The following is a 26,224-nucleotide window of genomic DNA, read 5'->3' as shown; positions in this document are numbered from 1 at the left end:
AGGTGCCATCGCGCCGCGACGCGGTTCAACGATGCCGATCGTGTTCGGCCACTATCGCCTGCGCACCGACCGGCGCGGACTGGTTCAGGCGGTACCAACCGGAGTCATCACAGGCCACCAGCCCGGAAATCTCCAGACCGGACAGCGTCGCGCGAACCGCGGGCATCGAGAGGCCGGTCTCCGCGACCAACGACCGCGGCACCCGTGACCCGACCGCGGGCAATGCGGCATAGATCAGCGCCTCCTCATCGGACAGATTGTCCTCCGGCGCGGACGGCACCTTCCCCGGCAGCGAAAGCCGCAGCGGCCCAGCCTCATCGAGAATGTCCGCCGCGCTGGTGACCAGAAACGCCTCCCCCTCTCGAATCATGCGATGACACCCCACCGAAGCCGCGGAGGTGATCGGCCCCGGCACCGCCAACGCCGGACGCCCAAGCCGCCGAGTCCATTTCACGGTATTGCGCGCCCCACTGCGCGCACCCGCCTCCACCACGACCACGGTGTCCGCCAACGCCGCGATGAGTCGATTCCGCGCCAGGAAATGATGCTTACGTGCACCGGTCCCGGGCGGATATTCGCTGACCACCAGCCCCGTGGCAGCAATCTCGGCGAGCAGATGATCATGCTGCACCGGATATGGCCGATCCACCCCGCACCCCAGCACCGCGATCGTGCACCCGCCCACCGCGAGCGCCGCCCGATGCGCCATCCCATCGATCCCGAATGCCGCCCCCGACACCACCGTCCACCCCCGCACCGCGAGCTCCCCGGCGATCTCCCCCGTCGCGTGATTCCCATACCCGGTGCTGCACCGCGCACCGACGACAGCTACAGCCCGCTCGGTGCACTCCAACAGGGAACGCGGCCCCCGCGCCCACAAGACCAGCGGCACAGCGGCGGCCTCGTCCTGCTCCGGATCCAACTGCCGCAATCCCAGCATCCGCCACGCGGGCCACTCCGCGTCATCGGGCGTAATCACCCGTCCCCCAAGCCGATCCATCAACGCCAAATCCGCCTCGGCCTGCTCGATCCCCCGCCGCGATTCGGTCGGCCCGCGCAGCACTTCCGGCAGCGCACATGTACGCACCGCCCGAGCCGCCTCCACCACACCCACCGACTCGATGAGCGAACTCAGTGCGGCACAGGGCCCTTCCACCACTCGCGACAGATAGACCCATGCCAAACGCCGCTCATCGTGGCTCTTGCCGGATTCGGCTGCGCCGCATTGCGGTTCAGGTGAGGAATCCAGTCCACCCCGGGCGGGACCGTGGGGCCGGTGGTCACTCATGCGGCACCTCGCTGGCGGAAGTTCAAGGCTTGCAGGATGTCCTGGGCGGTGGGGAGGTCGCCGCCGCGTAAGTCGCAGACGGTCCAGGCCACTCTTATCGCCCTATCCGCGCCGCGGGCGGACATGCGGCCGTGGCGGAGGGCGTTTTCGACGGGGGCGAGGGCCTCGCGGGGGAGGCGAAATTTCTGGCGCAGGATGTGGCCCGGGACTTCGGCATTGGTGGATAAACCCAGGGCGGACCAGCGTTCGGCGGCGGCATCGCGGGCAACGGCCACCCGTGCTCGAACAGCCTCGCTGCTTTCGACTTCCTCCCCGCTGAAGGCACCCGCGGATTGGGCGTGCATTTGAACTGCCAGGTCTATGCGGTCCAACAATGGCCCCGAGAGCTTGCCGAGATAGCGACGGCGGGCCAAAGGGGCGCAGATGCAGTCGATATCGCGGGCGGGCGCGCAGGGGCACGGGTTCGCCGCCAGGACCAGTTGGAATCTGGCCGGATAGCGGGCCACGCCGTCGCGGCGGGCTATGCGAACTTCGCCCTCCTCCAAGGGAGTTCGCAGCGCCTCCAGGACCTTGGTACCTATCTCGGCGCATTCGTCGAGGAAGAGGACGCCGCGATGGGCACAGCTGGCCGCTCCCGGGCGGGCCGAGCCCGAGCCGCCGCCGATCATCGCCGCGACCGAGGACGAGTGGTGCGGCGCGACGAAGGGTGGCGAGAAGATCAGCGGGTGATCGTCGGAGAGGATGCCCGCCACCGAGTGGATAGCCGTCACCTCCAGGGATTCGCGTTCGCGCAGCGGTGGCAGCAGGCCCGGAAGGCGTTGGGCCAGCATGGTTTTGCCTATGCCCGGCGGACCCGTCAGGAGCAGGTGGTGGCCGCCCGCGGCAGCCACCTCCAATGCCCAGCGGGCTTCGTCCTGGCCGACCACCTCGCGCAGATCGCCCACGGGTGGCAGCAGCGGTGGCGCGGCGGGTGCGGGCAGGGCCAGGTCGAAGGTGCCGCGCAGCCAATCCAGCAGTTCACCGAGGGTGGACGCGCCCAGCACCCGGATACCGTCCACCAGCCCGGCCTCGGGCAGGGCGGCCGTCGGCACCACGACGGTGGCGCGACCGGCGGTTCGGGCAGCGAGGACCGCGGGCAGGATGCCGCGCACACGGCGCACCCGGCCATCCAGGGCCAGTTCGCCCAGCAGCACCGTATCGGCCAGCCGATGCGCCGGAATGGTGCCCGCCGCGTCCAGCACGGCGGCGGCCAGGGCCAGGTCGTAGACCGAGCCCACCTTGGGCAGGGTCGCCGGTGACAGGGCCAGCACGACCCGCCCGTCCGGCCACTTCTCCCCCGTATTGCTGACCGCCGCGCGCACCCGATCCCGGGATTCCTGCAATGTCGTATCGGGCCTCCCGACCAGATGCACCGAGGGCAACCCCTGGCCGATATCGGCCTCGATCTCCACCAGGGTTCCGTCCACCCCGGCCACCGCCACGGAAAACGCTCTCCCCAAAGGCATCTCAGAACACCGCCTTGAGGTGTTCGATCACCGGTTCGGTACCGGGCCGCATCAGCACCGACACCACATCGAACCGGACCCGCCGCCACGGCCCCTGCTGTTCGTGCAGCCACAGTAGGGCCAGCCGCCGAATGCGCTGCTGTTTGAGAAAGGTGACCGCCTCGGCGGGCGCGCCGAAGGCGCGACTGCGCCGGGTCTTCACCTCGACGAAGGCGGTGATCCCCTCACCGTCCCGCCCGATCAGATCCAGTTCCCCGTACCGGCATCGCCAATTGCGGGCAACGATCTCCATCCCGGCGGCGCTCAGATACCGCGCCGCCAGCTCCTCCCCATGCGCTCCGAGCGCGAGATTGTCTCCCATTCAGCCAGCATGGCCGGGCCCATGACGGACCCGGCCATGCCGACCTGCGGAAACAGACTGCCTGTGGATGACGGAAGGCTGTGGATTACTCCGGAAGCCGCAGGTCAGGCTTCTCCAGCTCTTCGATATTGACATCTTTGAAGGTGATGACGCGAACATGCTTCACGAAGCGGGCGGGCCGGTACATATCCCAGACCCACGCATCGGACATGCGCACCTCGAAGTACACCTCGCCATCGGCGTTCTGCGGCCGCAGCTCGACCGTATTTGCCAGGTAGAAGCGGCGCTCGGTCTCCACCACATATGAGAACTGGCCGACGATGTCCTTGTACTCGCGATATAGCGAGAGTTCCATCTCGGTTTCGTACTTCTCGAGATCCTCGGCGCTCATCGGGTGGAACGTCCTCCTTGTCGCCCAACTGGGTGTACGGACATCATCCCGCATACGCGGTATCGGTAGCCACCCGGCCGGTCTCCCGCACATTGCGCCAGGACCGCCGGTGCTCACTGGTGATGCCCAACCGCCGCAGGGCCTCGGTGTGTTCGGGCGTGTTGTAGCCCTTGTGACCGGCGAAACCATAGCCGGGGAATTGCTCGTCGAGCTGGACCATCATGCGGTCCCGGGTGACCTTGGCGAGCACGCTCGCCGCGGCGATGCAGGCCGCCGTCGCGTCGCCGCCGATCACCGGCAGCGACGGCACCGGTAGCCCGGGCACCCGGAACCCATCGGTGAGAACGTACCCGGGGGTCGGGTCCAGTCCGGCCACCGCACGCCGCATGCCTTCGATATTGGCGACGTGAATACCGATGGAGTCGATCTCCCAGGCCGGGATGACGATCACCTTCCAGGCCAGCGCGACCCGCTTGATGATCGGGAACAGCTCCTCGCGCGCGGCCTCGGTGAGCTTCTTGGAGTCATCGAGCCCGGACAGCGAGGTGTACGCCTTGGGTGCGAGCAGACAGGCCGCCACCACCAGCGGTCCGGCGGACGGACCGCGGCCCGCCTCGTCGACGCCCGCGACCGGACCCAGTCCGCTGCGGATGAGCGCCGCTTCGAGGGTGCGTAGCCCGCCCGCGCGCCGCATGACGACGCGCGGCGGCCAATCGCCGCGTTCGATCGGCTGAATCTTCTTGCCGCCGCACGTTTTGCGCGCCACGCCACCGTTCGCCATCTTCCCCACCGGTCGATTATCCCGCTCGAGCTCAGTTGGTCTGCGGGTCTTGCGACTTCACGAATCCGATCCGGCCCAGCGGCCAGATCTTGTAGACCGCCTTACCGCGCACATCGTCGACGGGCACGGTGCCCTGCAGTTCATCACGCATGTGATAGCGCGAGTCGGCGGATTCGGCGCGGTTGTCGCCCATCACCCACAGATTGCCGTTCGGCACCTTGATCGGGCCGAACGCGCGGCCGCCCGCGTTGAACGGGACATCCGGGTGCTCGGGATCGAATTTATTGTTGAACTTCACGTACGGCTCGTCGAGTGGCTTGCCGTCCACCAGGATTCGGCCCTGCGCGTCACAGCACTGCACGGTCTGCCCGCCGGTCGCGATGACCCGCTTGACCAGATCGTTCTCATCCGGCGGCACCAGGCCGAAGAACGAGAAGAAGTTCTGCACCCCGCGCATCACGGTGTTCTTCGAGCGGATCGAGGTGTAGTGCTTGTTCCAGTCGTCGGTCGGGCCGACGAACACCACCACGTCACCCGGTTTGGGATCACCGAAGTAGTAGCTCAGCTTCTGCACGTAGATGCGGTCGCCGGTACAGCCCGCGCAGCCGTGCAGGGTGGGTTCCATCGACTGCGACGGAATCACGTACGGCCGTCCGATGAATGTCACCACCAGCGCTGTGATGACCGCGGCGATGCCGATGAGCATCGGCAGTTCCTGCCAGAACGGCCGCTGCTTCTTCTTCGGCTTGGGCGTCGGCGCATCCGCTGCCCGACCGCTGTCGTCCGCACCGGACACCGTCACCGACTCGCTCTCGTCTGCCACCGGAACAGAGTAGCCCGGCACCGCGAAGAACCATGCGGTGCCGGGCTACTCGGCGTTCGGAGCGAAAAGCTATATCAGCGCTTTTCCTTGATCTTCGCGGCCTTGCCACGGAGATCGCGCAGGTAGTACAGCTTCGCGCGGCGGACGTCACCACGGGTGACGACCTCGAGGTGATCGATGTTCGGCGAGTGCACCGGGAAGGTGCGCTCCACGCCGACACCGAACGACACCTTGCGCACGGTGAAGGTCTCGCGGATGCCACCGTTCTGGCGGCGGATCACGACGCCCTTGAAGACCTGGATGCGCTCCTTGTTGCCTTCGATAACCTTCACGTGCACGTTGACCGTGTCACCCGGGCGGAACGCCGGGATGTCGGTGCGCAGCGACTTTTCGTCGACGAAGTCGAGGGTGTTCATTTCCGTCCTTATATGGATTCGCGCGAACAGAGGAACCTGGTGGCTACCTGCCCGGAAGGGAGATGCTCTACCGGTTCGTGCTCCGGATATTGGGCGGTGCCCCGGCAGCCGTGTTCAACACTCGAACACGTCCAAGGCAACCTGAGCATTGTGCCAGACGGAACCGCCCGCGCTGTAATCGGGGGTCTACCGCCGAACCACCTGATCAGCGTACGAGGCGGTCAGGAGCGACTGTTCGCGCGGGTGATGGCCGAGGCGATATCGGAGACCAGCGGCGGATAGTCGGTGCGGCCGGTGACCACCTGGAGGAAGACCAGGCAGTCCTGGGCGGCCGCGGCTACCTCCAGGCATTCGCGGAGTTCGCCGACCGTGGTCGCGCGCAGGGTGAGCACCGAATCCTCGTCACCGCCGAACGCGTGCGGGAGTTCGGACCAGCGCCAGGGCGCGATGTCGTTGTACGGGGCGGCCGGGCCGTGGATGGCGCGTTCGATGGCGTAGCCGTCATTGTCGACCAGCACGATGACACCGGTCAGTCGCTCACGAATCCAGGTGCCGAGTTCCTGGATGGAGAGCTGGGCCGCGCCGTCACCGATCACCAGCACCGCGCGCCGATCCGGACAGGCCAGCCCGGCACCGAGCGCGGCGGGCAGGGCGTAGCCGATGGAACCCCAGAGCGGCTGGCCCATGAAGGTGATACCGCTCGGCATGCGCAGGGTGGCCAGGCCGAAGAAGGCCGAACCCTGGTCCGCGACAACCACATTGTTGTTGTCCAGGGCTCCGGCGATGAGCGGCCACAGGGTCGCCTGGGTGAGCGGGGTGTCACCGGGATCGGTGACGGCGGGGATGACATCGGCGGTGGGGGTGGTCTTGTCGGGGGCCGCGAATTCAGCGGCTATTTCGGTGAGGATCTCCAGCGCCGCCGGGAGCGAGAGCGGGGCGTACGCGTCCACACCGCCGATGACCGTGCGCTCCGGGCCGATTTCCATGGTGCGCCGCGCATCGATGCGATGACTGAATCCGGCGGTGATGCTGTCGGTGTACTGCACGCCGACGGTCACCAATCGCTCGGAATCCTCCACGGCCGCGCGCACGGTTTCCGGTGAGGCCGCACCGGTGTAGACGCCCAGGAAGTTCGGCGTCGATTCATCGACGAGGGTTTTGCCCCAGGCGAGCGTCGCGTACGGCAGATCACCGGCGGCCAGCAAACCGCGCAGCTGATCCGTCGCGCCGATGCGATTGACGAAGACGTCGGCGAGCACCGTGACCCGGCGATCGGCCAGGAATTCGCGGGCCGCCGCGGTGAAAGCGGTTCGCGCACCGGCACTGCTGAAGTCGGCGGGCGGGGCGAGGGGCGTGGTCGGCGGACTCACCTCGATGCGCGCGGTATCGGTGGCGAGCATGAGATATCCGGGACGCCGGTGCACCAGTACCGAATTCAGCACCCGATCGATTTCCTGGCAGGCATCGGCCGCACCGAGATCGGCTTGCGCACAGGTCACTTCGGCGGCGATCCGCCGGAAATGATGGAAATCGCCGTCACCGAGCGTGTGATGGATGATGCGGTGATTGGCCTGAATGTCCTTGGCGGGCACGCCGACGATATGTACGACGGGCACGTACTCGGCGTAGCTTCCGGCGATGGCGTTGACGGCGCTGAGCTCACCGACGCCGTAGGTGGTGACGACCGCGCCGATGCCGCGCAATCGCGCGTACCCGTCCGCGGCGTATCCGGCATTGAGTTCATTGGCGCTGCCGACCCATCGGATACCCGGATGCTCGATCACGTGATCCAGGAATTGCAGGTTGAAATCGCCTGGGACACCGAATATCTCGGTGACGCCGAGTTCGTGGAGCCGATCGAGCAGGTAATCGCCGACAACGTAGCCCATGCCCAACCCTGGCATGCCGACCGTCAGTCAGCAATCTTTCTGCTACCCAGGTGTGGCGTGGGTAACGGGGCCGATGGGGCCGGAACGACGGTGCGCACCAACTCTTCCTCGGCGGCCCTGCGCACATGCGCGACATCCGGGCTACCCGCGACCAGATCCTGCAGGAAGATCTTGGCCCGGATGACCGGCCGCCGGTATTTGCGTTCGCGCACGATCGCGCGCCGCATGCGGCCGCGGCGGTTGCCGTACCGCCAGCGCGCCCACGGCGCACCGGGACGGCTCAGGCGCAGCGCGCCGACCACCAGCAGCGGCGGGAAGAACATGCCGAACAGGCCGGTCCAAATCTTGCCCTTGGCGATGACGATGGCGGCGAGCAGCAGATTCACCACCGCGAACGCGGCGATCAGGGTGCGCTCGGCGGTCCCGGGATCGCGCCGGAAGTCATTGATATCGAGCAGCCACAGCGGATGGAAACCGAGCAGCAGCAAACCGGTGACCGCGACCGCGACGAATACGGCGTCCACCGAAGTACGGCCCTGCTCTTCCCAATACACGTCACGCAGGTAGTAGATGAGCGCGAACTCATCGAGCACCAGCGCCGCGCCGACGCCGAAGACCGCCGCCACCGCGCCGACCACACCGCTGCTGCTGTCGTACAGCGTCACCAGCGTGACGCCCGAACCCAGCACCAGGATCACGCCGAACACCATGTGGTGGATGTGCACATCGCCCGCGCGGACATTGCCGGGCCACCAGCGCACCTGTTTGCGAATGAGCCGCACGCTGATTCGAATCAGGATGAAACCGACGATGAAGCCGAGTAGCAGGCAGGCCAGCGGTAGCCGCCCGTTCTCCACGACGTCGTGCTCCCACCAGCGGTGCAAACCCTTCATCCCAGTCTCGTCTCCACGATCCGTCGCGCCGGCAAGGTCACGACCGAGCGTAGCGACGCCTCGGGAGTGCCCACGTCAACGCCATTCTGCACCTCGCCGTCGGCCGCTCCGTGAACCCGAACCAACGGGGAACAAGACAAAAGACACCGGCACGGGCGAGCCGGTCAGCGGTGACCGCCGGGCCGAGGCACGAGGCCGCACAGGCGGTCGACCCCCGGTGGTTACTTCGCCGCGGGGTTCGGACGAGCGCCGATGCGGTGGCGTGGGCTCCCTCTCGGGATTACCCGTGCCACCACATCTGCGTGCGAGATCTACTTGCCGAAGCCCGCGCGGCGGAGGGCATCGGCCATCGAGCCGCTCGGGGCGGCCTGCGGACGGTTACCGCCGCCCTGGCGTGCGCCGCCACCCTGACCGCCGCGGGCATTGCCGCCTTGGCCGCCACCCTGGTTGCCGCGTGCGCCGCCGCCACCCTGGCCGCGCGGGTTGCCGCCGCCCTGGCCGCCCTGGCGTGCGCCGCCACCCTGGCCACCGCGCGGACGTCCTTCGCCGCGTTCGGGTTTGGGCGCGCCGGGCTCATCGTCGAGGCGCAGCGAGAGGCCGATGCGCTGACGCTGTACGTCCACCTCCATGACCTTGACCTTCACGACATCGCCGGATTTGACGACCTCGCGGGGGTCCTTCACGAAGTTGTGGGACATGGCGGAAACGTGCACGAGACCGTCCTGATGCACGCCGACATCGATGAAGGCACCGAAGGCAGCCACGTTGGTGACCACGCCTTCCAGCACCATGCCGGGCTTGAGATCCGCGACCTTCTCGATGCCCGCGGCGAATTCGGCGGTCTTGAATTCGGGGCGCGGGTCACGGCCCGGCTTCTCGAGCTCGGCAATGATGTCGGTGACCGTCGGAACACCGAAACGCTCATCGGTGAAATCGGCGGGGCGCAGAGCGCGCAATGCCGTGGTGTTGCCGATGAGTTCGTGCATACCGCGACCGCTGGCCTCGAGCATGCGGCGGACCACCGGGTATGCCTCGGGGTGCACCGAGGAGGTGTCCAGCGGATCGTCGCCGCCGCGAATGCGCAGGAAGCCCGCACACTGTTCGAAAGCCTTGGGGCCCAGGCGCGGCACGCTCAGCAGTGCGGTGCGGCTGCGGAACGGGCCGTTGGCATCGCGGTGCGCCACAATGCTTTCCGCGACCGAGCCGGTGATACCGGAGACGCGGGACAGCAGCGGCACCGAGGCGGTGTTGACGTCGACGCCGACGGCGTTCACGGCGTCTTCGACGACCGCGCCGAGCGAGCGGGCCAGCAGCGTTTCGGAGATGTCATGCTGGTACTGCCCGACGCCGATGGACTTCGGGTCGATCTTCACGAGCTCGGCGAGCGGGTCCTGGAGGCGGCGCGCGATCGAGACCGCGCCACGCAGCGAGACGTCCATATCGGGCAGTTCCACCGAGGCGTAGGCCGAGGCGGAGTACACCGACGCGCCCGCTTCCGAGACCACGATCTTGGTGGGCTTGTTCTCCGGAATGCGCGAGATGAGTTCGGCGGCAAGGGCATCGGTCTCACGGGAGGCGGTGCCGTTGCCGATGGCTATGAGCTCCACCTTGAACCGCGCGACCAGTGCGCCGAGCACGGCCAGGGACTTCTCGGTCTGACCGGTATGCGGGTAGATGACCTCGGTCGCGACGGCCTTACCGGTGGCATCGACCACGGCGACCTTCACACCGGTGCGGAAGCCCGGGTCCAGGCCCATGGTGGTGCGGGTGCCCGCGGGTGCGGCGAGCAGCAGATCGCGCAGGTTCATGGCGAACACGTCGACGGCGTCGCGTTCGGCGCTCTGGCGCAGGCGCATCCGGATATCGATGCCCATGCTCACCTGAAGTTTGGTGCGCCAGGCCCAGCGCACGGTGTCCAGCAGCCAGGTGTCGGCGGGGCGGCCCTGTGCGGCGATGCCGAACTTGTGCGCGATGCGGCCCTCGTAGATGGTGCGCTCGCCGGGCTCCGGCTCTTCGGTGTCGGCCTCGAGGTGCAGGGTGAGCACCTCTTCCTTCTCACCGCGCAGCAGCGCCAGGATGCGGTGCGAGGGCAGCTTGGAGAACGGTTCGCTGAATTCGAAGTAGTCGGCGAACTTCGCGCCCGCCTCTTCCTTGCCCGCGCGCACGCTGGAGCTGATCTGCCCGCGATTCCACATGAGTTCGCGCAGTTCACCGACCAGATCGGCGTCCTCGGCGAAACGCTCCACCAGGATGGACCGCGCGCCGTCGAGCTGTTCGGCGTCGTACTGCGCGGGATCGGTGGCGGGATCGCCGATCAGAGCGTCGGCGACGGGCTCGTGCCCGGCCTCGCGCGCGATCTGCGCCTTGGTGCGCCGCTTGGGCTTGTACGGCAGGTAGATGTCCTCGAGCCGGGCCTTGGTGTCGGCGAGCATGAGCTGCGCGTGCAGCGCGTCGTCGAGTTTGCCCTGGCCCCGGATGGATTCGATGATCGAGCCGCGGCGGTCGTCGAGTTCGCGCAGGTAGTTCAGGCGCTCATCGAGTTGGCGCAGTTGCGCGTCGTCCAGACCGCCGGTGACCTCCTTGCGGTACCGGGCCACGAACGGAACGGTGGAGCCCGCGTCGAGGAGTTCGACGGCGGCACGCACCTGTTCTTCCCGCACCCCCAGCTCGTCGGCGATACGGCGGCCGACACTGGCTAGGCGGACGGTTCCGGTTCCGGTGGAGCTGACGGTGTCTGCGCTGACAGGTTCGGAGGCTATCGTCACGCCCGCAGACACTACCGTCGTGCGGCGACAGGCTCGCACAGTGCCGCACCTAAAACCGATAAACGCCGCGCCTGAACGGCAACAAAGCGAACTGCGCGAAGATTATTCGCCGTCGGGCGGCAGCAGATCGGGGCGGCGGGCGCGAGTGCGCTCCAGCGACTGTTCGTGACGCCAAGCATCGATCTTGGCGTGATTGCCCGAGAGCAGGATGTCGGGGACGTCGAGTTCGCGCCAGGACACCGGGCGGGTGTAGCTGGGGCCCTCCAGGAGTCCGTCGGAGAACGAATCCTGTTCGTGCGACTGCTTATTGCCGAGCACGCCGGGCATCAAGCGCACCACGGCCTCGGTCATGACGAGCACCGCGGCCTCGCCGCCGATCAGCACGTAGTCACCGATGCTGACCTCTTCGACGCGCACGCGCCGGGCTGCGTCCTCGAAGACGCGCTGATCGATGCCTTCGTAGCGACCGCACGCGAACACCAAATGCTTTTCGGCGGACCATCTTTCGGCAGTGCGCTGAGTGAACGGCACACCGGCGGGGGTGGGCACCACCAGCAGCGCGTCGTCCGGGCAGACGTCATCCAGCGCCGGTCCCCACACGGTGGGTTTCATGACCATGCCGGGGCCGCCGCCGTACGGGGTGTCGTCGACGGCCTTGTGCACGTCGTGCGTCCAGTCACGCAGATCGTGCACGCCGACTTCCAGCAGCCCCTTGTCGATTGCCTTGCCCAGCAAGGCCGTTCGCAGCGGCTCCAGATATTCGGGGAAGATCGTGACGACGTCGATTCGCATCGCGCTCACTCCGGATCCAGCAGACCCTCGGGCGGATCGATGACGATCAGAGAGTCGGCGATCGACACCGTCGGAACCATCGCATTCACGAAGGGCACCAGGATCTCTCGGCCCGCGGGACCCGGGAAGCCCTCGGCCGCGGTGATCGAAAGCAGTTCTCCCGCAGCGGAATGCAGCACTTCGCGGACCTTGCCGACCACGGTGCCGTCACCCAATTGCACGGTGAGACCTTCGAGTTCGTGATCGTAGTACTCGTCCGAATCCTCCGAGGGCGGCAGATCGGCGGTGTCGATCACGAAAAGCATGCCGCGCAACGCATCCGCGGCTTCACGCGTGACGAGCCCGTCCAGACGCACGAGAAGCCGGCCCGAGTGCTCCCGGGCCGACTCCACTACGTACTTCTGGGTCTGCTTCGCGCGCGGCAGCCGCCCCGAAAGGGTGCTGCCGGGCGCGAAACGCAGATCCGGCTCGTCGGTGCGGACCTCTACGACGAGTTCGCCACGCACACCGTGCGATTTGGCGACCCGCCCGACGACGAGTTCCATCTATTGATCCGTGTCGACCACGTCGACGCGAATGCCCTTACCGCCGATACCGGCGACGAGGGTGCGCAGTGCGGTCGCGGTACGTCCACCGCGCCCGATCACCTTGCCCAGATCATCGGGATGCACATGCACCTCGACGGTCCGGCCACGACGGCTGGTGATCAGCTCGACGTGGACATCGTCCGGATTGGCGACGATGCCGCGAACCAGATGTTCGACGGCATCGGCGACGACGGCCGTCATTACTCGGCAGCCGGGGTCTCGGCAGCCTCGGTGGAAGCCTCGGCGGCCTCCTCCTTCTTGGCGGCCTTCTTCTTCGGGGTGACGGCCTCGGTGGTGGGCTCGCTGTCGGCGGCGGCCAGCGCGGCGTTGAACAGGTCCAGCTTGGACGGCTTGGCGGCCTTGGTCTTCAGGGTGCCCTCGGCGCCCGGCAGGCCCTTGAACTTCTGCCAGTCGCCGGTGATCTCCAGCAGACGCTGCACGGGCTCGGTCGGCTGCGCGCCGACACCCAGCCAGTACTGCGCGCGCTCGGAATCGATCTGGATGAGCGAGGGCTCTTCCTTCGGCTGGTAGATGCCGATGGACTCGATCGCGCGGCCGTCACGACGGGTACGGGCATCGGCGACGACGATGCGGTACTGCGGGTTGCGGATCTTGCCCAGACGGGTCAGCTTGATACGAACAGCCATGAGCTGTGCCTTTCGATGGCGGCCTTCCACACGGGAAAGCCTGAGTGGTCACGGCGCAATTCAGCAGCCCACACGGGGTGGGCCCGGTTTTGCGTTGAGTGTGTGACCGCCGCGCGGAACGTATCCGGAGACGGGCTGCACTGTCCTCGACGAGGACGAGCGACCATTCTGCCAGACGGGGTGCACGCCCCGGAAATCGGGCTAGTCGGTGCGGTAGCGCAGCAGCGCGATGCCGGAGCGGAACTGTTTGCTCTCGACCAGCCGCAGCGCGGGCACCTTCGCACCCTCGGGGAACAGTCTCGCACCCTGGCCCAGGACCACCGGATAGACGAACAGCCGGTATTCGTCGACCAGTCCGGCGGCGGTCAGATCGTGCACGAGGGTGATGCTGCCGGTGCTGACGATATCTTTTCCGGGCTGCTGCTTGAGTGCGCGCACCTCGTCGAGCGAGCGCAGCACGATCGAATTGTTCCACCCCGGATCGCCCATGGTCCGGGACACCGCGTACTTGCGCATCTCGTTCAACTCGGCGGTGATGCCGGTGTCATCGTCGAGCTGTTTGGGCCAGTACTCGCGCATGCCCTCGAAGGTGACCCGCCCGTACAGCACGGCATCGCACGCCTCGGTGTGCTTCATGAGTTCGGCGAGCACATCGTCGAGTTCGCCCTGCTCCCCCGCGCCGACGGTGAACCACCCCTGGCTCGCGTCGATGACTCCGTCGAGCGTGATGTTCTGTGTGACAACCAGATCCCGCATGATCAACCTCCCTATCGGTGCAAATACCTATCCAATAGGGACTCCCCGGCCGCCGGGAATTCATCGGTGACACGAATCAGCCCACCGGAGCCCGCGCGACTCCGATGGGCTGTCCGCACGGTCCTAGTGGCCGATGCTGCCGGTCAGCAGCTTGACGACCAGTCCGGCCAGTACGGCCGTCGCAAAGCTTTCAACGGAACCCAAGGTCTTCTCCTAACAAGGTGGAACGACAAAACATGTGAAGCATGACTGATTCACTTGTTCCGCGTAGTCGAATCCACCAACCTGTAAGCCGATTTCGCGCGGTCAGCTCGAGAGCGAGGTGTCGACCGTGACCGGGACCGGTCCGGGCGCGACGACGGTCTCACCTGCCGCCGCATAGACCTCCTGCCGATACCCGGTTTCACCCATCCGGTAGCAACAGAACTTGGCAGGTTTGCCCGCGAGCAGCTCGACGGTCCACAAATACCGAACGCGAGCGGACGCATAGCCCGCCACTTTCGTATCCCGCTCCTCGCGGGTATTGCCGGGCGACCACACCTCGACGGCCAGCACGACTTCATCCGGCTCATAGCTGGTCCGATCGATACCGGCGCTGACCACGGCAACATCGGGAATGACGCCGGTCCGGAACGCGGTGCTGATCTTCACCGCGACCGCCGGGAGAACACGTAGATCCGAACGACCCGCCTCCGAGACGGCCGCGTCGAGGAGTTTCGCAAGCTGGAACGAGGCATGTTGATGCCAGCCACCGGGCGCAGGTGTCATATAGCGGTACCCCAGAATGAGTTCGAGACGGGATCCATCAACCGGCTGCTCCTCAGCTAGCCAGTCCTCCACGGTCGTCGGCCCCAGTGGGTGAATAGTCGAAACCTCCGCTGTCATGGTCATTTCCGTCCGATCATGTCGCCACATGAATTGTCGGGATCGCTCTCGATCCCTGCCAGTCTGACACGCCCCACCGACAGATATCCGCTGATGAGGAGGCATTCACGGGGCGGTCGCGGACACCGAACGAGTTGCCACCCAGGGTCCGCCCCACCACATGCGCCAGCCGAGTGAATGGGCGGTGAGATCACGTGCGCCGAGATCGGCCAGGACCGCTTCGTATTCGCGGGATTTGAAGATGTCTGCGATGAGCAGGCGGCCGCCGGGGCGCAGTACGCGGACTGCCTCGCGGACGGCTGCGGCGCGTAGTTCAGGGGTCTTGATGTTGTGGATGGCGAGGCTGGAGACGACCACGTCGAATTCACCGTCGCCGAAAGGCAATCGGGTCATATCGGCGGTGTGCAGATCCACTCGATCGGCGACGCCCTCCGCCTCCGCGTTGGCGGCGGTCATCGATTCGGCGTTGCCGGACTGATCCACGGTGCGCCACAGGTCGATTCCGACGGCCCGGCCGCGGGGCAGACGGCGGGCGGCGGACAGCAGGACCGCGCCACGGCCGCAGCCCATATCGAGTAGGCGCTCGTCGCCGGTCAGGGCGAGGGCGTCGAGGAGTTCGTCCCACACCTGGAATTTGCCGCGGCGGGTGGCGTACACGTAGAAGGCGGTTTGGATCGCCATCAGCAGGCCCAGAACCAGTAGATACCAGGCGAATACGTGAAAGTAGAGCGGCCCGAGGACGAGGGCGGCGATCAGGAACACGGCGACGAAACCGCCCAGAATCCAGATCTGGGCGGGCGCGTCCACGCCGTATGAACCGCGCCGCCGGTATGCGGGAACGGTGCTCATGGCAATTCCCCTCCGAATGCCTGGGTCATTGGATTCTAGGAGGGTGGGCGGCGGGCGAATAGCCCATGGAATTACCGGTATGCGGTGACCGGGTCGCGGCGGTCGTAGACGTGGCCGCGCAGCACCACCCAGGCGGGGGTGGTCAGGGCTGTCAGGTCGAGGCGGGGGTCCTGTTGGTAGACAATGAAATCGGCGCGGGCGCCGGGTTCGATGCCGGAGCGGCCGAGCCAGGTGCGGGCATTCCAGGAGGATGCGCCCAGGGCGTCGTGGTTGGAGAAGCCCGCGCCGGACAGGGCGGCGATCTCGTCGGCGATGCGGCCGTGCGGGATGGAACCGCCCGCATCGGTGCCGGTGTAGATGGGGACGCCCGCATCGTGCGCCTTGGCCACGGTCTCGCGGGAGCGGCGATGCAGATCGCGCATATGCGCCGCGTAGGTGGGGAATTTGCCTGCGCTGTCGGCGATTTCGGGGAAGGTGTCGATATTGATCAGGGTGGGAACGAGTGCGGTGCCGTTGCGCGCCATCATCTCGATGGTGTCGTCGGTGAGGCCGGTGCCGTGCTCGATGCAGTCGATGCCCGCTTCCAGCAGGCCGTACAGCGCGTCCTCGCCGAATACGTGGGAGGTCACGCGCGCGCCCTCACGATGAGCGGCGTCGATGGCCTCTTTCAGAATGGCATCGGACCACAGCGGGGCCAGATCCCCCACCGACCGGTCGATCCAGTCACCGACGATCTTGACCCAACCGTCCCCGCGCCGCGCCTGTTCGGCGACGATCTCCGGGAGATCCCGTTCATCGTCGAGCTCGATCCCGAGTTCGCGAATGTACCGGCGCGGCCGGGCAATATGCCTTCCGGCGCGAATGATCTCGGGCAGGTCCTCCCGCTCATCGATGAACCGGGTGTCGATGGGTGATCCCGCATCGCGCAGCAGCAGCGCCCCCGCATCCCGCTCCACCTCGGCCTGTGCCACCGCACCCGCCGAATCCTCGTCCCCGCCACCGTATTTGATGCCGACGTGGCAGTGCGCGTCCACCAGTCCGGGCACGATCCAGCCCGACGCGTGCACGGTGTCCGCATCAGCGATCGGCTCGTACGAGATAACCCCGTCCCGCACCCAGATATCGCGCAATTCCCCTTCGGGCAGCACCACACCACGGAAATGCAGACGCATCGCCGGCCTCCTCGCCACATCGTGTCCGGACACCCTCGGCTCCACTACAAACTACCGCCGCGCGGTGCGCAAGATCAGTGGGCGAAGGTGCGCCACGCCTCGCGGGCGCTGGGGTACCGGGGAGACCAGCCGGTGGCGGACTTGAACCGGGCATTGCCGACCCGCAGGGATCGGGTCGTCGAGGTCATCCGGTGTCCCGCCAGCAGGGTGGCCCGGCCCGGACCGCGCAGCCACGGTCGCGCGCCCGCGGCATCTGCGAGGGCGGTGGCGTAGTCGCGGTGGGTCAGCGGCTCGTCATCCACCACGTTGTAGGTCCCGGCATCGACGGTGAGCGCGGCGACTACGGCCGCCGCGCCGTCCGCGAGATGGATCGTGGAGATGTACGCGTCCGGAGGGCCGGTCATGATGACCACGTGGCGGCGGGCGAGGGCGAACATCTCCGCGCTGTGTGCCGCGCCGGGTCCGCAGAAGACGCCGAAGCGCAACACCACGCCGGTCCGGCCCGCGGCCGTGTAACCGTCGGTATTCGCTTCGGCCGCAATGTTTCCCGCCGCTCGGGGGTAGTGGTCGACGGGCAGATCCTCGGTGATCCAGTCCGCGCCGCGATCGGGGTAGATCATCGAGACGGATTCCTGCACCAGGCGCGGGATTCCGGCCCGCACCGCGGCGGCGGTGACTGCGGTGGAACCCTCCACCCGGATTCGGGTGCAGCGCCGCCATGCTCGTTGCGATAGCCACCGCCAGGTGGCGGGTAGCGCCGTGGCCAGGTTCACCACGGCGTCGTGCTCGTCGAAAGCCGTTGCGAGAGCGTCGCTATCGAAGAGGGACAGGATCACCGGCGTCGCGCCCCGGGCGCGTATCCACTCCGCCTTCTCCGGTGTGCGCGCCAATGCCGTGACCTCGTGCCCCGCCCACACCAGCGCCGGGAGGGCGTGGCTCCCGATGGCACCCGTCCCGCCGGTCAGAAATACCTTCATGGGATAGCCCCCGCTTCCACCGAATCATTACTACAGCAAGTAGTAGATTACCTCGGTCGCTTCGAAGCGGGGGCCGAACGCGGGCGCGGTCATTTGATGGTGAGGACCCCGGCGGTCAAATCCTGCTTGACCTTCGCCATGGCGGCGGTGATCGCCGGATCGGTGGTGCAGAGCACGATATCGGTGGCGTTCTTGCCCGAGGCCAGCCCGAACGGGACCTGTTCGGCCTTGAAGGTGCCGTCCAGGACGGCGTGCACGGCGTATTCGAGTTCCGCGCCGGTGTCCTCCTTGACGAAGCCCGCGTAGCCGCTGCCCGCCTCGCACGACTTGACCACCGGTCCGCCGACAACGGAGGCATTGCCCTCCTTGGCCGCCTGGGCGACACCCTGGTGACCGAGGTTGAGCTGCTGGCCGAAAACGTCCGCGCCCGCGCCGATTCCGGCCTGCGCGGCCTGTTTGGCCTTGGCGACATCGTTGAAATCGCCCACGTACTGCGGTGCGAGCACGGTGATCTCGGGCTTCACCTGCTTGGCGCCCTGTTCGAAAGCCTTGGCGGTCTTGACGATCGCGGGCAGCTCCAGGCCGCCGAGGAAGGCAACCTTGCCGGTCTTGCTGGTGAGCGCGGCGTACGCTCCCGCCAGATAGCCGCCGTCATCCTGCATGGGGTCGTAGTAGGCGAGGTTGGCGAGCGGGGCGGCATCGGCGGGACCGCCGATCTCGACGAATTTCACCCCGGGAAAGGCGGGGGCGACCTGGCGCAGCACCGAATCGGTCTGACCGCCGAACGACACCACCAGATTCGAGGTGGACGCCAGGCGGGTGAGCACCTGCTGATAGTCGGCGGTCTGCACCTGCTCCACCTTGCTGAGTGAAACCTTCTCTCCCAGAGTGCTTTCGATGCGTTGATAGCCCTCGTACCCGGACTGCATGAAGCCGTCGTCGGAGAGCGAACCGGGGAACATGACACCGACCTTCAGCTTGCCGCCGGTGTCTTCCGCGCCGCTGCCGCACGCGGCGACGGACGCTCCGACGGCCAGGGTCAGCAGGGCGACAGCGATTTTCTTCATGGTGTTTCCTTCGGGGGGTTGGTGTTTCAGGCGGTCAGGTCGATATCGGCGCCGATACCGTGTTTGCGGGCGGCGTCGATGAGCAGGCGCGCGGCGGCCAGGTCCTGTAGACCGATGCCGAGCGAGTTGAACAGGGTGATCTGATCGCGTTCCGTGCGACCGGGTTTGGCACCGATGAGCACCTCACCCAATTCGGCGTCGATGTGCTCGGGTCCGAAAACGCCCTCCCGCAACGGAATCAGCACATCACCGGATTCGTGCAGCGCGGACAGGCGACTGTCCACCACGACTCGGGCGCGGCGCATGCCCTCGCTGTCGATTTCGCGATGATCCGCGCGGGGCGGCGCGCCGACGGCGTTCACGTGCAGACCGGGACGGAACCACGCGCCCCGCACCACCGGCTCCCGCGCCGGGGTCAGGGTGCACAGCACATCGGCGGCATGCACGACATCTGCTGCGGCAGTGCAGATTTCGGCTCCGGTCTCGGCGGCGAAGGCGCGTGCGGTGGCCTCGGTGCGACTCCACACCACGATCCGGTCGAACGGCAGCACCGCGGCCAGCGCGTGCACATGGGCCCGGGCCAGCGCACCCGCGCCGACCAGACCCAGTACACGACTGTCCGGGCGGGCCAGTGCCGCCGTCGCCACGGCCGAAGCGGCCGCGGTGCGCACCCGGGTGACGGCCGCACCGTCGATCAGCGCCTCGCAGGAACCGTCGGCGGCCGATACCGCGAGAATCGCCGAACGCTGCACCGGCAGACCATGATCCGCGTTCGAGGGCATATCAGCGAGCAGTTTGACCACCGCCAGTCCGGCCGGGCGCGACGCGGCGGCCATCACCAGGAAGGCGGCGTCGGTGCCGGGCAGCCGCATGGCGGGCGGTGCGGGCGCGACCGCCTCGCCGCGAGCCAGGTCCGCGTGCGCGCGCTGCACCGCCGTGAATACCTCCGGCAGCGTGATCAGGCGCAGCACATCGGATCTGGTGAGAATCAGGGTCATCGGGCTCGAGCCTCTCGACGGAAGGGCAGGGTGAGCGAGGCCGGTGACCGGCTGGCTCCGACCAGTCCGCTCACCGCCAGCACCGCCAGCAGATAGGGGGACATGACCAGCACCGCGGTCGGCAGATGCACGCCCAGTGCGGGTGCGGCGAACTGGAGGGCCTGGGCCAGGCCGAAGAACAGGCAGGCGAGCAGCGTGGGCCAGGCCCGCCATTTGCCCGCGATCACCGCGACGACGGCCAGATAGCCCGCCCCGGCGGTGAGATTGTCGGTGAACGCGTGCACATCGGCCAGCGCCAGATGCGCACCCGCCAGACCGGACATGACGCCGGTCAGCAGTACCGCCGCATAGCGGAAGAGGTTGACCGGCAGGCCGGATCGATCCGCGGTGACCGCGTCCTCGCCGATCGCGCTGAGCGCCAGCCCCCAGCCGGTGCGATGCGAGCACAGCACCGCGAGCAGTACCGCGAGCCCGATACCGGCGTAACCGAGCAGGGTCTGGTCGAACAGCGCGCGGCCGAGGAGTGGAATCTCGTGCAGGACAGGGATTTCCAGCCGATCGAAACCTGGCACCTCACGACCGCCGGTGAAGTACAACCGTGAGCCGTAGGTGGTCGCACCGAGCGCGAGGGCATTGGCCGCCACGCCCGTGACAATCTGATCGGCGCGCAAGGTCACGCTCAATACGGCCTGAATCAGGGCCACCAGCAGCCCCGACACCAGCGCGCACAACACGCCGACGGCCGCGCTGCCGGAGCTGTGCGCGCCGACCGCACCGGCGAACGCGCCGGTGAGCATCATGCCCTCGACGCTGAGGTTGAGCACCCCCGCGCGTTCGCTCACCAGCTCGCCCGCCGAGGCCATTGCCAGCGGAATCGCCAGGCGCACACCACCATCGAGGAGTTCTCCGACCGCGCTCATCGCCGGGCCGCCTTCCGCAGGGTCACCGCACCGGCGACGAAGATGATCAAAACGCTCTGCACCACCTGGATCGAGGACGCCGGAACCGACGCCGCGAGTTGCAGATTGATGCCGCCGGAGGCGAGCAGCCCGAACGCCAGCGCGATTCCGGCGACCGCCGTCAGCGATCCGCGCGCCAGCAGTCCGACCACCAGTCCCGCGAAGCCGTATCCGGAGGTGAAGTTCTCGGCCAGTACGAACGGCACCGTGGCCACCAGCGCCGCACCCGCGACCCCGGCCAGCCCGCCCGCCACCGCGAGCGCGCCGAACCGCAGTCGCGATACCGGCACGCCGAGCCGTGCGGCGGCGGCCTCGGACAATCCGACGGCGGTGAGCCGCGTACCGATCGCGGTGCGCCGCAGGATGATCGCGGTCACCACGACGACGATCGCCGCCACCACCACCGCGATAGTCGCCGGTGAGCCCTCGATGCCGAGCAGCGGCAAACGCGCACCGGCAGCCAGCGGCGCGGACTGCGGCAGCGTCTCCACCGAGGTCACCGGCTGCCGCAGCAATCCCGCCTCGTGCACCACCAGCGTCACCAGCCCGAGCCCGACAAAATTCAACAGCAGCGTGGTGATGACCTCACTGGTCCCGCGCCGCACCCGCAGCCAGGCGGCGATCCCCGCCCAAGCCGCGCCCGCCAGGAATCCCGCACCGAGAATGAGCGGAACACCCACGGCCGCAGGCGTTCCCGAGGGCAGGTGCACACCCACCGCCGTGGCGGCGATACCACCCAGCGCGAGCTGACCCTCCCCACCCACATTCACCAATCCGGCCCGATGCGCGATGGTGAACCCGGTGGCGATGAGCGCCAGCACCGCCGCCGCGTTCAAGGCGCTGCCGAACGCATACGGCGTCCCGAACATCCCCTCCCACAACGCATTCGCGGCCTTCGCAGGTGCGGCCCCACCCCCGATCGCCAGCAATACCCCGACGACCAGCGCCGCGAGCACCGCTCCGCCGTACACGACCAGATCCCGCGAAACCGCCTCCACCCGACGACTTCTCACCCCGGAAAGCACGGAAGTCCGCGCGAATCCGCCCCCGCGCGGCACCCGCCGCCGTGTGGCCGAATCAGCGCTTTCGCCCGACACCGCGCTCTCGCCTGACACGGCGCTCTTGCCCCGCACAGCACTCTCTCCCGGCATAGCGCTCTCGCCTGGCACAGCGGTTTCGCCCGCTACGGCGTGCCCGCCGGTCGCGGCGTCCTTCCCTGGCGCATTGCCGTCGCTCGGCACGAAGTTGTCAACCGGCACAGTGCTTTCGAGTGGATTCATGAGGTGGTCCCGAGCATGAGGTGGGCGATCTTTTCTTTGGCCCCGGGGTCGGTGGGGTCGACCGGGCCCAGGAGGCGGCCGCGGTAGGCGACCAGGATGCGGTCGCACAGGGTGAGGAGTTCGGGGAGTTCGTGTGAGACGACCAGTACGGCCGCGCCCGAGGCGGCGGCTTCGCGCAGGCGGTCCAGGACTGCGTCGACGGCACCCAGATCGAGGCCGCGGGTGGGCTGGGCGGCCAGTAGGCAGCGCAGCGGGTCGATGGCCAATTCCCTTGCCACGACCACTTTTTGCTGATTGCCACCGGATAGGGTGCTCATCGCCGCACCGGGGGATGACGCCTTGATGGCGTACGTGTCGATGGCGTGCGCGGCGGTTGCCGCGATGGCTTTGCGGTCCAGCAGGCCATGGCGGCGGTAGTTGTGCAGACGGCCGAGGGTGAGGTTCTCCGCGACGCTCATGGCGGGGATGCATCCCTCGTGATGCCGGTCCTCGGGGATGACGCCGAGGCCATGCGCGGTGCGTACGGCGGGAGTGGCCCGGGTGAGATCTGTTCCGTCCAAGTGGAATTCACCGGCGTCGGCACGCAGTGCGCCGCTGAGTACGCCGATCAATTCGCTCTGACCGTTGCCTTCGACGCCCGCGATGCCGACGATCTCACCGGGTCGCAGTTCGAGTTCGACCCCGTCCAGCGCCGCCGCCCCGTCCGGGCGAGTGAATCGCAGCCCGCCGACCCGTGCGATCGGAGCGATACCGGTGAAGTCGCGGACCGCGCGCGGCACCGAATCACCGGTCACCAGTGCCTGATCCAGCTCCGCCAGCTCCCGGCCGACCATGAGTTCGACCAGTTCGTCCCGGGTGAACGAGGCCAGCGGACCCGAACCCGCGACGCGGCCACCGCGCAGTACGGTCGCCGCGTCACCGGCCTGTTCGATCTCGCCGAGCTTGTGCGTGACCAGTACGACCGCGCGCCCGGAGGCGGCGATGCGGCGGCAGGTGTCCAGTAGCGCGTCGATCTCGGCGGGGCCGAGCACCGCGGTGGGTTCGTCCAGCAGCACCAGACGTGGTTCGCGCAGTAGGCATTTCACGATTTCGACGGTCTGCCGTTCGCCGACCGACAGTTCGCCGGCGCGCGCGCCGAGATCCACGCGCAGTCCGAACTCGTCGGTGAGCGCGGCCACCCGGGTGGTCAGCTCCCGGCGCGGCAGGCGCAGTCGCGTGCCCGCACCCAACAGCAGATTCTCGGCCACGGTCAGGGTGGGCACCAGGCTGAAATGCTGATGCACCATGGCGATTCCGCTGCGCAGCGCGTCCGCCGGGCGGTGCGGGCGGTACGGCTCGCCGAACAATCGCATCCGGCCCGCGTCGAGGGCCGCGCCGCCGTAGACGAGATTGCACAGCGTCGATTTTCCCGCGCCGTTCTCCCCGAGCACGCAGTGCACCTCGCCGAGCGCAATGGTGAGGTCGATGTCCGAGAGTGCCCGCACCGCACCGAAACTCTTGCCGACGCCGGTCAGCTCCAGGGCCGTCTGCACAATCGAACCTCCAGTTAGTGGTATACCGCTAACTTTCGAGGGTGCGTGTGGCGCGCGAGTTCCATGAATGTTTCGGTCCGGAAAACCCGGCACGCGGCCCGATACTGTGGAAAGTCGTGACGGAACCAGGTTCTCTGCGCCACCGCGCCTACGAGTCGATCAAGCAGCGCATCGTAGGTCTCGAACTGCGCCCCGGACAGCGATTGGTGGAGCGCGATCTGGCCACCGACCTCGAGGTCTCCCGCATCCCGCTGCGCGAGGCGCTGCGCGTACTCGCCGCCGAAGGTCTCGTCCTGCTGGTGCCGGGTAAGGGCGCGCTGGTCGCCCCCTTCTCCCCCGCCGATGTGAACGATCTGTTCGACGTCCGCGAGGCGCTCGAATCGCTGGCCGCCCGCCTGGCCGCCGCCAACGCCACCCCCGACGCCCTGCGCCCGCTGAAAGACCTGCTCGCCGAAGCCCGTTCGGCCACCCGCGCCGCCGACCCGCAGCGCATCGCCACCGCCAATGCCGCCTTCCACGCCGAAATCATCGAATTGGCGGGCAATCCCCTGCTCAGCACCCAGATGCGCCCGCTGGCCGCCCGCACCGAATGGCTGTTCCGCCTGACCGCCTCGCGCGATGCCGCCGAACAGTGCTCCGAACACGAGGTGCTGTACCGGCTGATCGCCGCCGGAGACGCCGCGGGTGCGGCGGAGTGCGCGTTCGCGCACGTGGCGGCGGGCCGCGCCCCCAGCCTCGCGCTCGCGCACTCCTGGTCCGATCCGGACTTCGACCCCGAACTGGTGGCCAGGGGTCGCCGCAGACGGCGACCGGCCCCTGCGAGTTAGGCCGAAGCAACCTCGAACACAAGGGATTTCGCCCCCGCTCGGATTCCGGCATCGGAAACGACCCGGGAACGCGATTCGGCCCCGTCACTTGACGGGGCCGAAAGGTATTGGGGCGCTTACTTCTTAGGGAAGTTCAGCTTCGACAGGTCGAAACCTTCCAGGCCCGGCGGCAATTCGTTCAGGCCCGCGGGCATATTGGACAGGTCCGGCATGCCGCCCGGCATACCGCCGGGGAGCGCGGGCATGCCCGGGAAACCGCCGCGCATCTTCGGCGGCGTCGGCCCGCGGCCGCCCTTCTTACCCTTCTTGCCCTTGCCCTTCTTGTTGTTACCGCCGCGCGAGCCGGGCAGGCCGAACTGGCGGCTCATCATGCCCATCATCTTCTTGGCCTCGAAGAAGCGGTCGACGAGCTGATTGACCTCGGAGACCGAGACGCCGGAACCATTGGCGATGCGCAGGCGGCGCGAAGCGTTGATGATCTTCGGGTTATCGCGCTCGGCGGGGGTCATACCGCGGATGATGGCCTGCACGCGGTCGAGCTGCTTGTCATCGACCTGTGCGAGCACGTCTTTCATCTGCCCCGCGCCCGGCAGCATGCCGAGCAGGTTGCCGATGGGACCCATCTTGCGGATGGCGAGCATCTGCTCGAGGAAGTCCTCGAGGGTGAGTTCGCCGGAGCCGATCTTGCGCGCGGCCTCTTCGGCCTGCTGCGCGTCGTAGACCTGTTCGGCCTGCTCGATCAGGGTGAGCAGATCGCCCATGCCGAGGATGCGGCTGGCCATGCGGTCGGGGTGGAAGACGTCGAAGTCCTCCAGCTTCTCGCCGGTGGAGGCGAAAAGGATGGGCTGGCCGGTGATTTCACGCACGGACAGCGCCGCGCCACCGCGGGCGTCACCGTCGAGCTTGGTGAGCACGACACCGGTGAAGCCGACGCCGTCGCGGAACGCCTCGGCGGTGGTGACCGCGTCCTGGCCGATCATGGAATCGAGCACGAACAGCGTCTCGTCCGGGTTGACGGCGTCGCGGATGCCCGCGGCCTGCGCCATCAGTTCGGCGTCGATGCCGAGGCGACCGGCGGTGTCGACGATCACGATGTCGTACTGCTTGGTCTTGGCCTCTTCGATACCGCGCCGCGCCACATCGACCGGATCGGCCGCGGACACACCGAGCGGGTTCTCGCCACCGCCGATGGAGGTGCCCGGATTGGGCGCGAACACCGGCACACCGGCCCGTTCGCCCACGACCTGGAGCTGGGTGACCGCGCCGGGGCGCTGGAGGTCACAGGCGACGAGCAGCGGCTGATGCCCCTGCCCCTTCAGCCATTTCGCGAGCTTGCCCGCGAGGGTGGTCTTACCCGCACCCTGCAAACCGGCCAGCATGATGACCGTGGGCGGGTTCTTGGCGTACTGCAGTCGCCGGGTCTCGCCGCCGAGAATGGCGATGAGTTCCTCGTTGACGATCTTGACGACCTGCTGCGCCGGATTCAGCGCCGCGGACACCTCGGCGCCCTTGGCGCGCTCCTTGATCTTGGCGATGAAGGTGCGGACCACGGGCAGTGCGACGTCGGCCTCGAGCAGCGCGAGCCGGATCTCCCGGGCGGTCGCATCGATGTCGGCAGGTGACAGGCGCCCCTTCCCGCGCAGATCCTTGAGGGCACCGGCCAACCGGTCGGAAAGGGATTCGAACACCGATGCTCCTGATCTCGAGGGACGTCACTCGAGATACCAGGGTAGTGGGATCTGCGGCGGGCCGTTATTCCAGGACCCGTACGCTGCGCTATTTCG

26 protein-coding genes are annotated in these 26,224 nt (G+C 67.6%); 1 reads left to right on the top strand and 25 read right to left on the bottom strand.

Going from position 1 to position 26,224, the window contains the following annotated elements; translation table 11 throughout:
- Positions 1 to 25: 25 nt before the first annotated feature.
- The 24 genes from dprA to ACFC4D_RS45035 form a co-directional block, all read right to left on the bottom strand.
- Entirely contained in the window at positions 26 to 1,288 is a 1,263-nt protein-coding gene (gene dprA, locus ACFC4D_RS45150; protein WP_376072972.1) for a DNA-processing protein DprA, read from the bottom strand.
- Positions 1,285 to 2,793: a YifB family Mg chelatase-like AAA ATPase gene (locus ACFC4D_RS45145; protein WP_376072969.1), complete on the bottom strand. Its 1,509-nt coding sequence runs from the start codon at positions 2,791 to 2,793 to the stop codon at positions 1,285 to 1,287. The genes dprA and ACFC4D_RS45145 overlap by 4 nt, the downstream gene beginning before the upstream one ends.
- Before the next feature lies 1 nt (position 2,794).
- Positions 2,795 to 3,154, bottom strand: a complete 360-nt coding sequence (locus tag ACFC4D_RS45140; RefSeq protein WP_376072966.1) for a YraN family protein — start codon at positions 3,152 to 3,154, stop codon at positions 2,795 to 2,797.
- Between the two features lie 85 nt (positions 3,155 to 3,239).
- Positions 3,240 to 3,545, bottom strand: a complete 306-nt coding sequence (locus ACFC4D_RS45135) for a DUF2469 domain-containing protein (RefSeq protein WP_067514125.1) — start codon at positions 3,543 to 3,545, stop codon at positions 3,240 to 3,242.
- A 43-nt stretch (positions 3,546 to 3,588) separates the two neighbouring features.
- On the bottom strand, positions 3,589 to 4,326 hold the full coding sequence (locus ACFC4D_RS45130; protein ID WP_376073045.1) for a ribonuclease HII: 738 nt from the start codon (positions 4,324 to 4,326) through the stop codon (positions 3,589 to 3,591).
- A 31-nt stretch (positions 4,327 to 4,357) separates the two neighbouring features.
- Positions 4,358 to 5,149 carry a signal peptidase I gene (gene lepB, locus ACFC4D_RS45125; protein ID WP_375954677.1) on the bottom strand — a complete coding sequence of 264 codons (792 nt, stop codon included), beginning with the start codon at positions 5,147 to 5,149 and terminating at the stop codon, positions 4,358 to 4,360.
- A 74-nt stretch (positions 5,150 to 5,223) separates the two neighbouring features.
- Positions 5,224 to 5,565 (bottom strand): 50S ribosomal protein L19, encoded by a 342-nt coding sequence (rplS, locus tag ACFC4D_RS45120; protein WP_364630604.1) that lies wholly within the window; start codon positions 5,563 to 5,565, stop codon positions 5,224 to 5,226.
- A gap of 221 nt (positions 5,566 to 5,786) precedes the next feature.
- The gene (locus ACFC4D_RS45115; RefSeq protein WP_375954679.1) at positions 5,787 to 7,454 is read right to left on the bottom strand and encodes an alpha-keto acid decarboxylase family protein; all 1,668 of its coding nucleotides are present in this window, start codon (positions 7,452 to 7,454) and stop codon (positions 5,787 to 5,789) included.
- Positions 7,455 to 7,477: 23 nt separating this feature from the next.
- On the bottom strand, positions 7,478 to 8,347 hold the full coding sequence (locus ACFC4D_RS45110) for a hypothetical protein (protein ID WP_375954680.1): 870 nt from the start codon (positions 8,345 to 8,347) through the stop codon (positions 7,478 to 7,480).
- A 311-nt stretch (positions 8,348 to 8,658) separates the two neighbouring features.
- Positions 8,659 to 11,106, bottom strand: coding sequence for a Tex family protein (locus ACFC4D_RS45105; RefSeq protein WP_376073043.1), 2,448 nt, complete (start codon positions 11,104 to 11,106; stop codon positions 8,659 to 8,661).
- A gap of 108 nt (positions 11,107 to 11,214) precedes the next feature.
- Positions 11,215 to 11,904, bottom strand: a complete 690-nt coding sequence (gene trmD / locus ACFC4D_RS45100) for a tRNA (guanosine(37)-N1)-methyltransferase TrmD (RefSeq protein WP_376073040.1) — start codon at positions 11,902 to 11,904, stop codon at positions 11,215 to 11,217.
- 5 nt (positions 11,905 to 11,909) lie between these two features.
- A complete protein-coding gene (gene rimM / locus ACFC4D_RS45095) occupies positions 11,910 to 12,449 on the bottom strand; it encodes a ribosome maturation factor RimM (RefSeq protein WP_375954682.1) in 540 nt (179 codons plus the stop codon).
- A complete protein-coding gene (locus ACFC4D_RS45090) occupies positions 12,450 to 12,692 on the bottom strand; it encodes an RNA-binding protein (RefSeq protein WP_067574801.1) in 243 nt (80 codons plus the stop codon).
- A complete protein-coding gene (gene rpsP / locus ACFC4D_RS45085) occupies positions 12,692 to 13,138 on the bottom strand; it encodes a 30S ribosomal protein S16 (RefSeq protein ID WP_364630590.1) in 447 nt (148 codons plus the stop codon). Before rpsP ends, ACFC4D_RS45090 begins: the two co-directional genes overlap by 1 nt.
- 201 nt (positions 13,139 to 13,339) lie before the next feature.
- The gene (locus tag ACFC4D_RS45080) at positions 13,340 to 13,894 is read right to left on the bottom strand and encodes a dihydrofolate reductase family protein (protein ID WP_376072963.1); all 555 of its coding nucleotides are present in this window, start codon (positions 13,892 to 13,894) and stop codon (positions 13,340 to 13,342) included.
- A gap of 306 nt (positions 13,895 to 14,200) precedes the next feature.
- Entirely contained in the window at positions 14,201 to 14,779 is a 579-nt protein-coding gene (locus tag ACFC4D_RS45075) for a Uma2 family endonuclease (RefSeq protein ID WP_376072960.1), read from the bottom strand.
- A 105-nt stretch (positions 14,780 to 14,884) separates the two neighbouring features.
- Positions 14,885 to 15,628, bottom strand: a complete 744-nt coding sequence (locus tag ACFC4D_RS45070) for a class I SAM-dependent methyltransferase (RefSeq protein WP_376072957.1) — start codon at positions 15,626 to 15,628, stop codon at positions 14,885 to 14,887.
- Between the two features lie 71 nt (positions 15,629 to 15,699).
- Complete coding sequence (locus ACFC4D_RS45065) at positions 15,700 to 16,800, bottom strand: amidohydrolase family protein (protein WP_376072954.1); 1,101 nt, start codon at positions 16,798 to 16,800, stop codon at positions 15,700 to 15,702.
- A 74-nt stretch (positions 16,801 to 16,874) separates the two neighbouring features.
- Positions 16,875 to 17,777 (bottom strand): NAD-dependent epimerase/dehydratase family protein, encoded by a 903-nt coding sequence (locus tag ACFC4D_RS45060; RefSeq protein ID WP_376072951.1) that lies wholly within the window; start codon positions 17,775 to 17,777, stop codon positions 16,875 to 16,877.
- A gap of 89 nt (positions 17,778 to 17,866) precedes the next feature.
- Positions 17,867 to 18,844 carry a BMP family protein gene (locus ACFC4D_RS45055; RefSeq protein ID WP_364630575.1) on the bottom strand — a complete coding sequence of 326 codons (978 nt, stop codon included), beginning with the start codon at positions 18,842 to 18,844 and terminating at the stop codon, positions 17,867 to 17,869.
- A 26-nt stretch (positions 18,845 to 18,870) separates the two neighbouring features.
- Positions 18,871 to 19,842: an ornithine cyclodeaminase family protein gene (locus tag ACFC4D_RS45050; protein WP_376072948.1), complete on the bottom strand. Its 972-nt coding sequence runs from the start codon at positions 19,840 to 19,842 to the stop codon at positions 18,871 to 18,873.
- A complete protein-coding gene (locus ACFC4D_RS45045) occupies positions 19,839 to 20,762 on the bottom strand; it encodes an ABC transporter permease (protein ID WP_376072945.1) in 924 nt (307 codons plus the stop codon). Before ACFC4D_RS45045 ends, ACFC4D_RS45050 begins: the two co-directional genes overlap by 4 nt.
- Positions 20,759 to 21,799, bottom strand: coding sequence for an ABC transporter permease (locus tag ACFC4D_RS45040; RefSeq protein ID WP_376072942.1), 1,041 nt, complete (start codon positions 21,797 to 21,799; stop codon positions 20,759 to 20,761). Before ACFC4D_RS45040 ends, ACFC4D_RS45045 begins: the two co-directional genes overlap by 4 nt.
- 278 nt (positions 21,800 to 22,077) lie before the next feature.
- Positions 22,078 to 23,613, bottom strand: a complete 1,536-nt coding sequence (locus ACFC4D_RS45035; RefSeq protein ID WP_376072939.1) for an ABC transporter ATP-binding protein — start codon at positions 23,611 to 23,613, stop codon at positions 22,078 to 22,080.
- A 116-nt stretch (positions 23,614 to 23,729) separates the two neighbouring features.
- Here ACFC4D_RS45035 and ACFC4D_RS45030 point away from each other — a divergent pair, with 116 nt between their 5' ends.
- The gene (locus ACFC4D_RS45030) at positions 23,730 to 24,440 is read left to right on the top strand and encodes a GntR family transcriptional regulator (RefSeq protein WP_375954702.1); all 711 of its coding nucleotides are present in this window, start codon (positions 23,730 to 23,732) and stop codon (positions 24,438 to 24,440) included.
- Between the two features lie 116 nt (positions 24,441 to 24,556).
- On the opposite strand, the gene ffh is transcribed toward ACFC4D_RS45030, so the two are convergent.
- Entirely contained in the window at positions 24,557 to 26,128 is a 1,572-nt protein-coding gene (gene ffh, locus ACFC4D_RS45025; RefSeq protein WP_375954704.1) for a signal recognition particle protein, read from the bottom strand.
- Positions 26,129 to 26,224: the final 96 nt, after the last annotated feature.

Origin of the sequence: Nocardia sp. NPDC056000 (assembly GCF_042269265.1) — a bacterium.
Classification (GTDB): domain Bacteria; phylum Actinomycetota; class Actinomycetes; order Mycobacteriales; family Mycobacteriaceae; genus Nocardia.
This window is presented reverse-complemented; position numbering and strand designations above follow the sequence as displayed.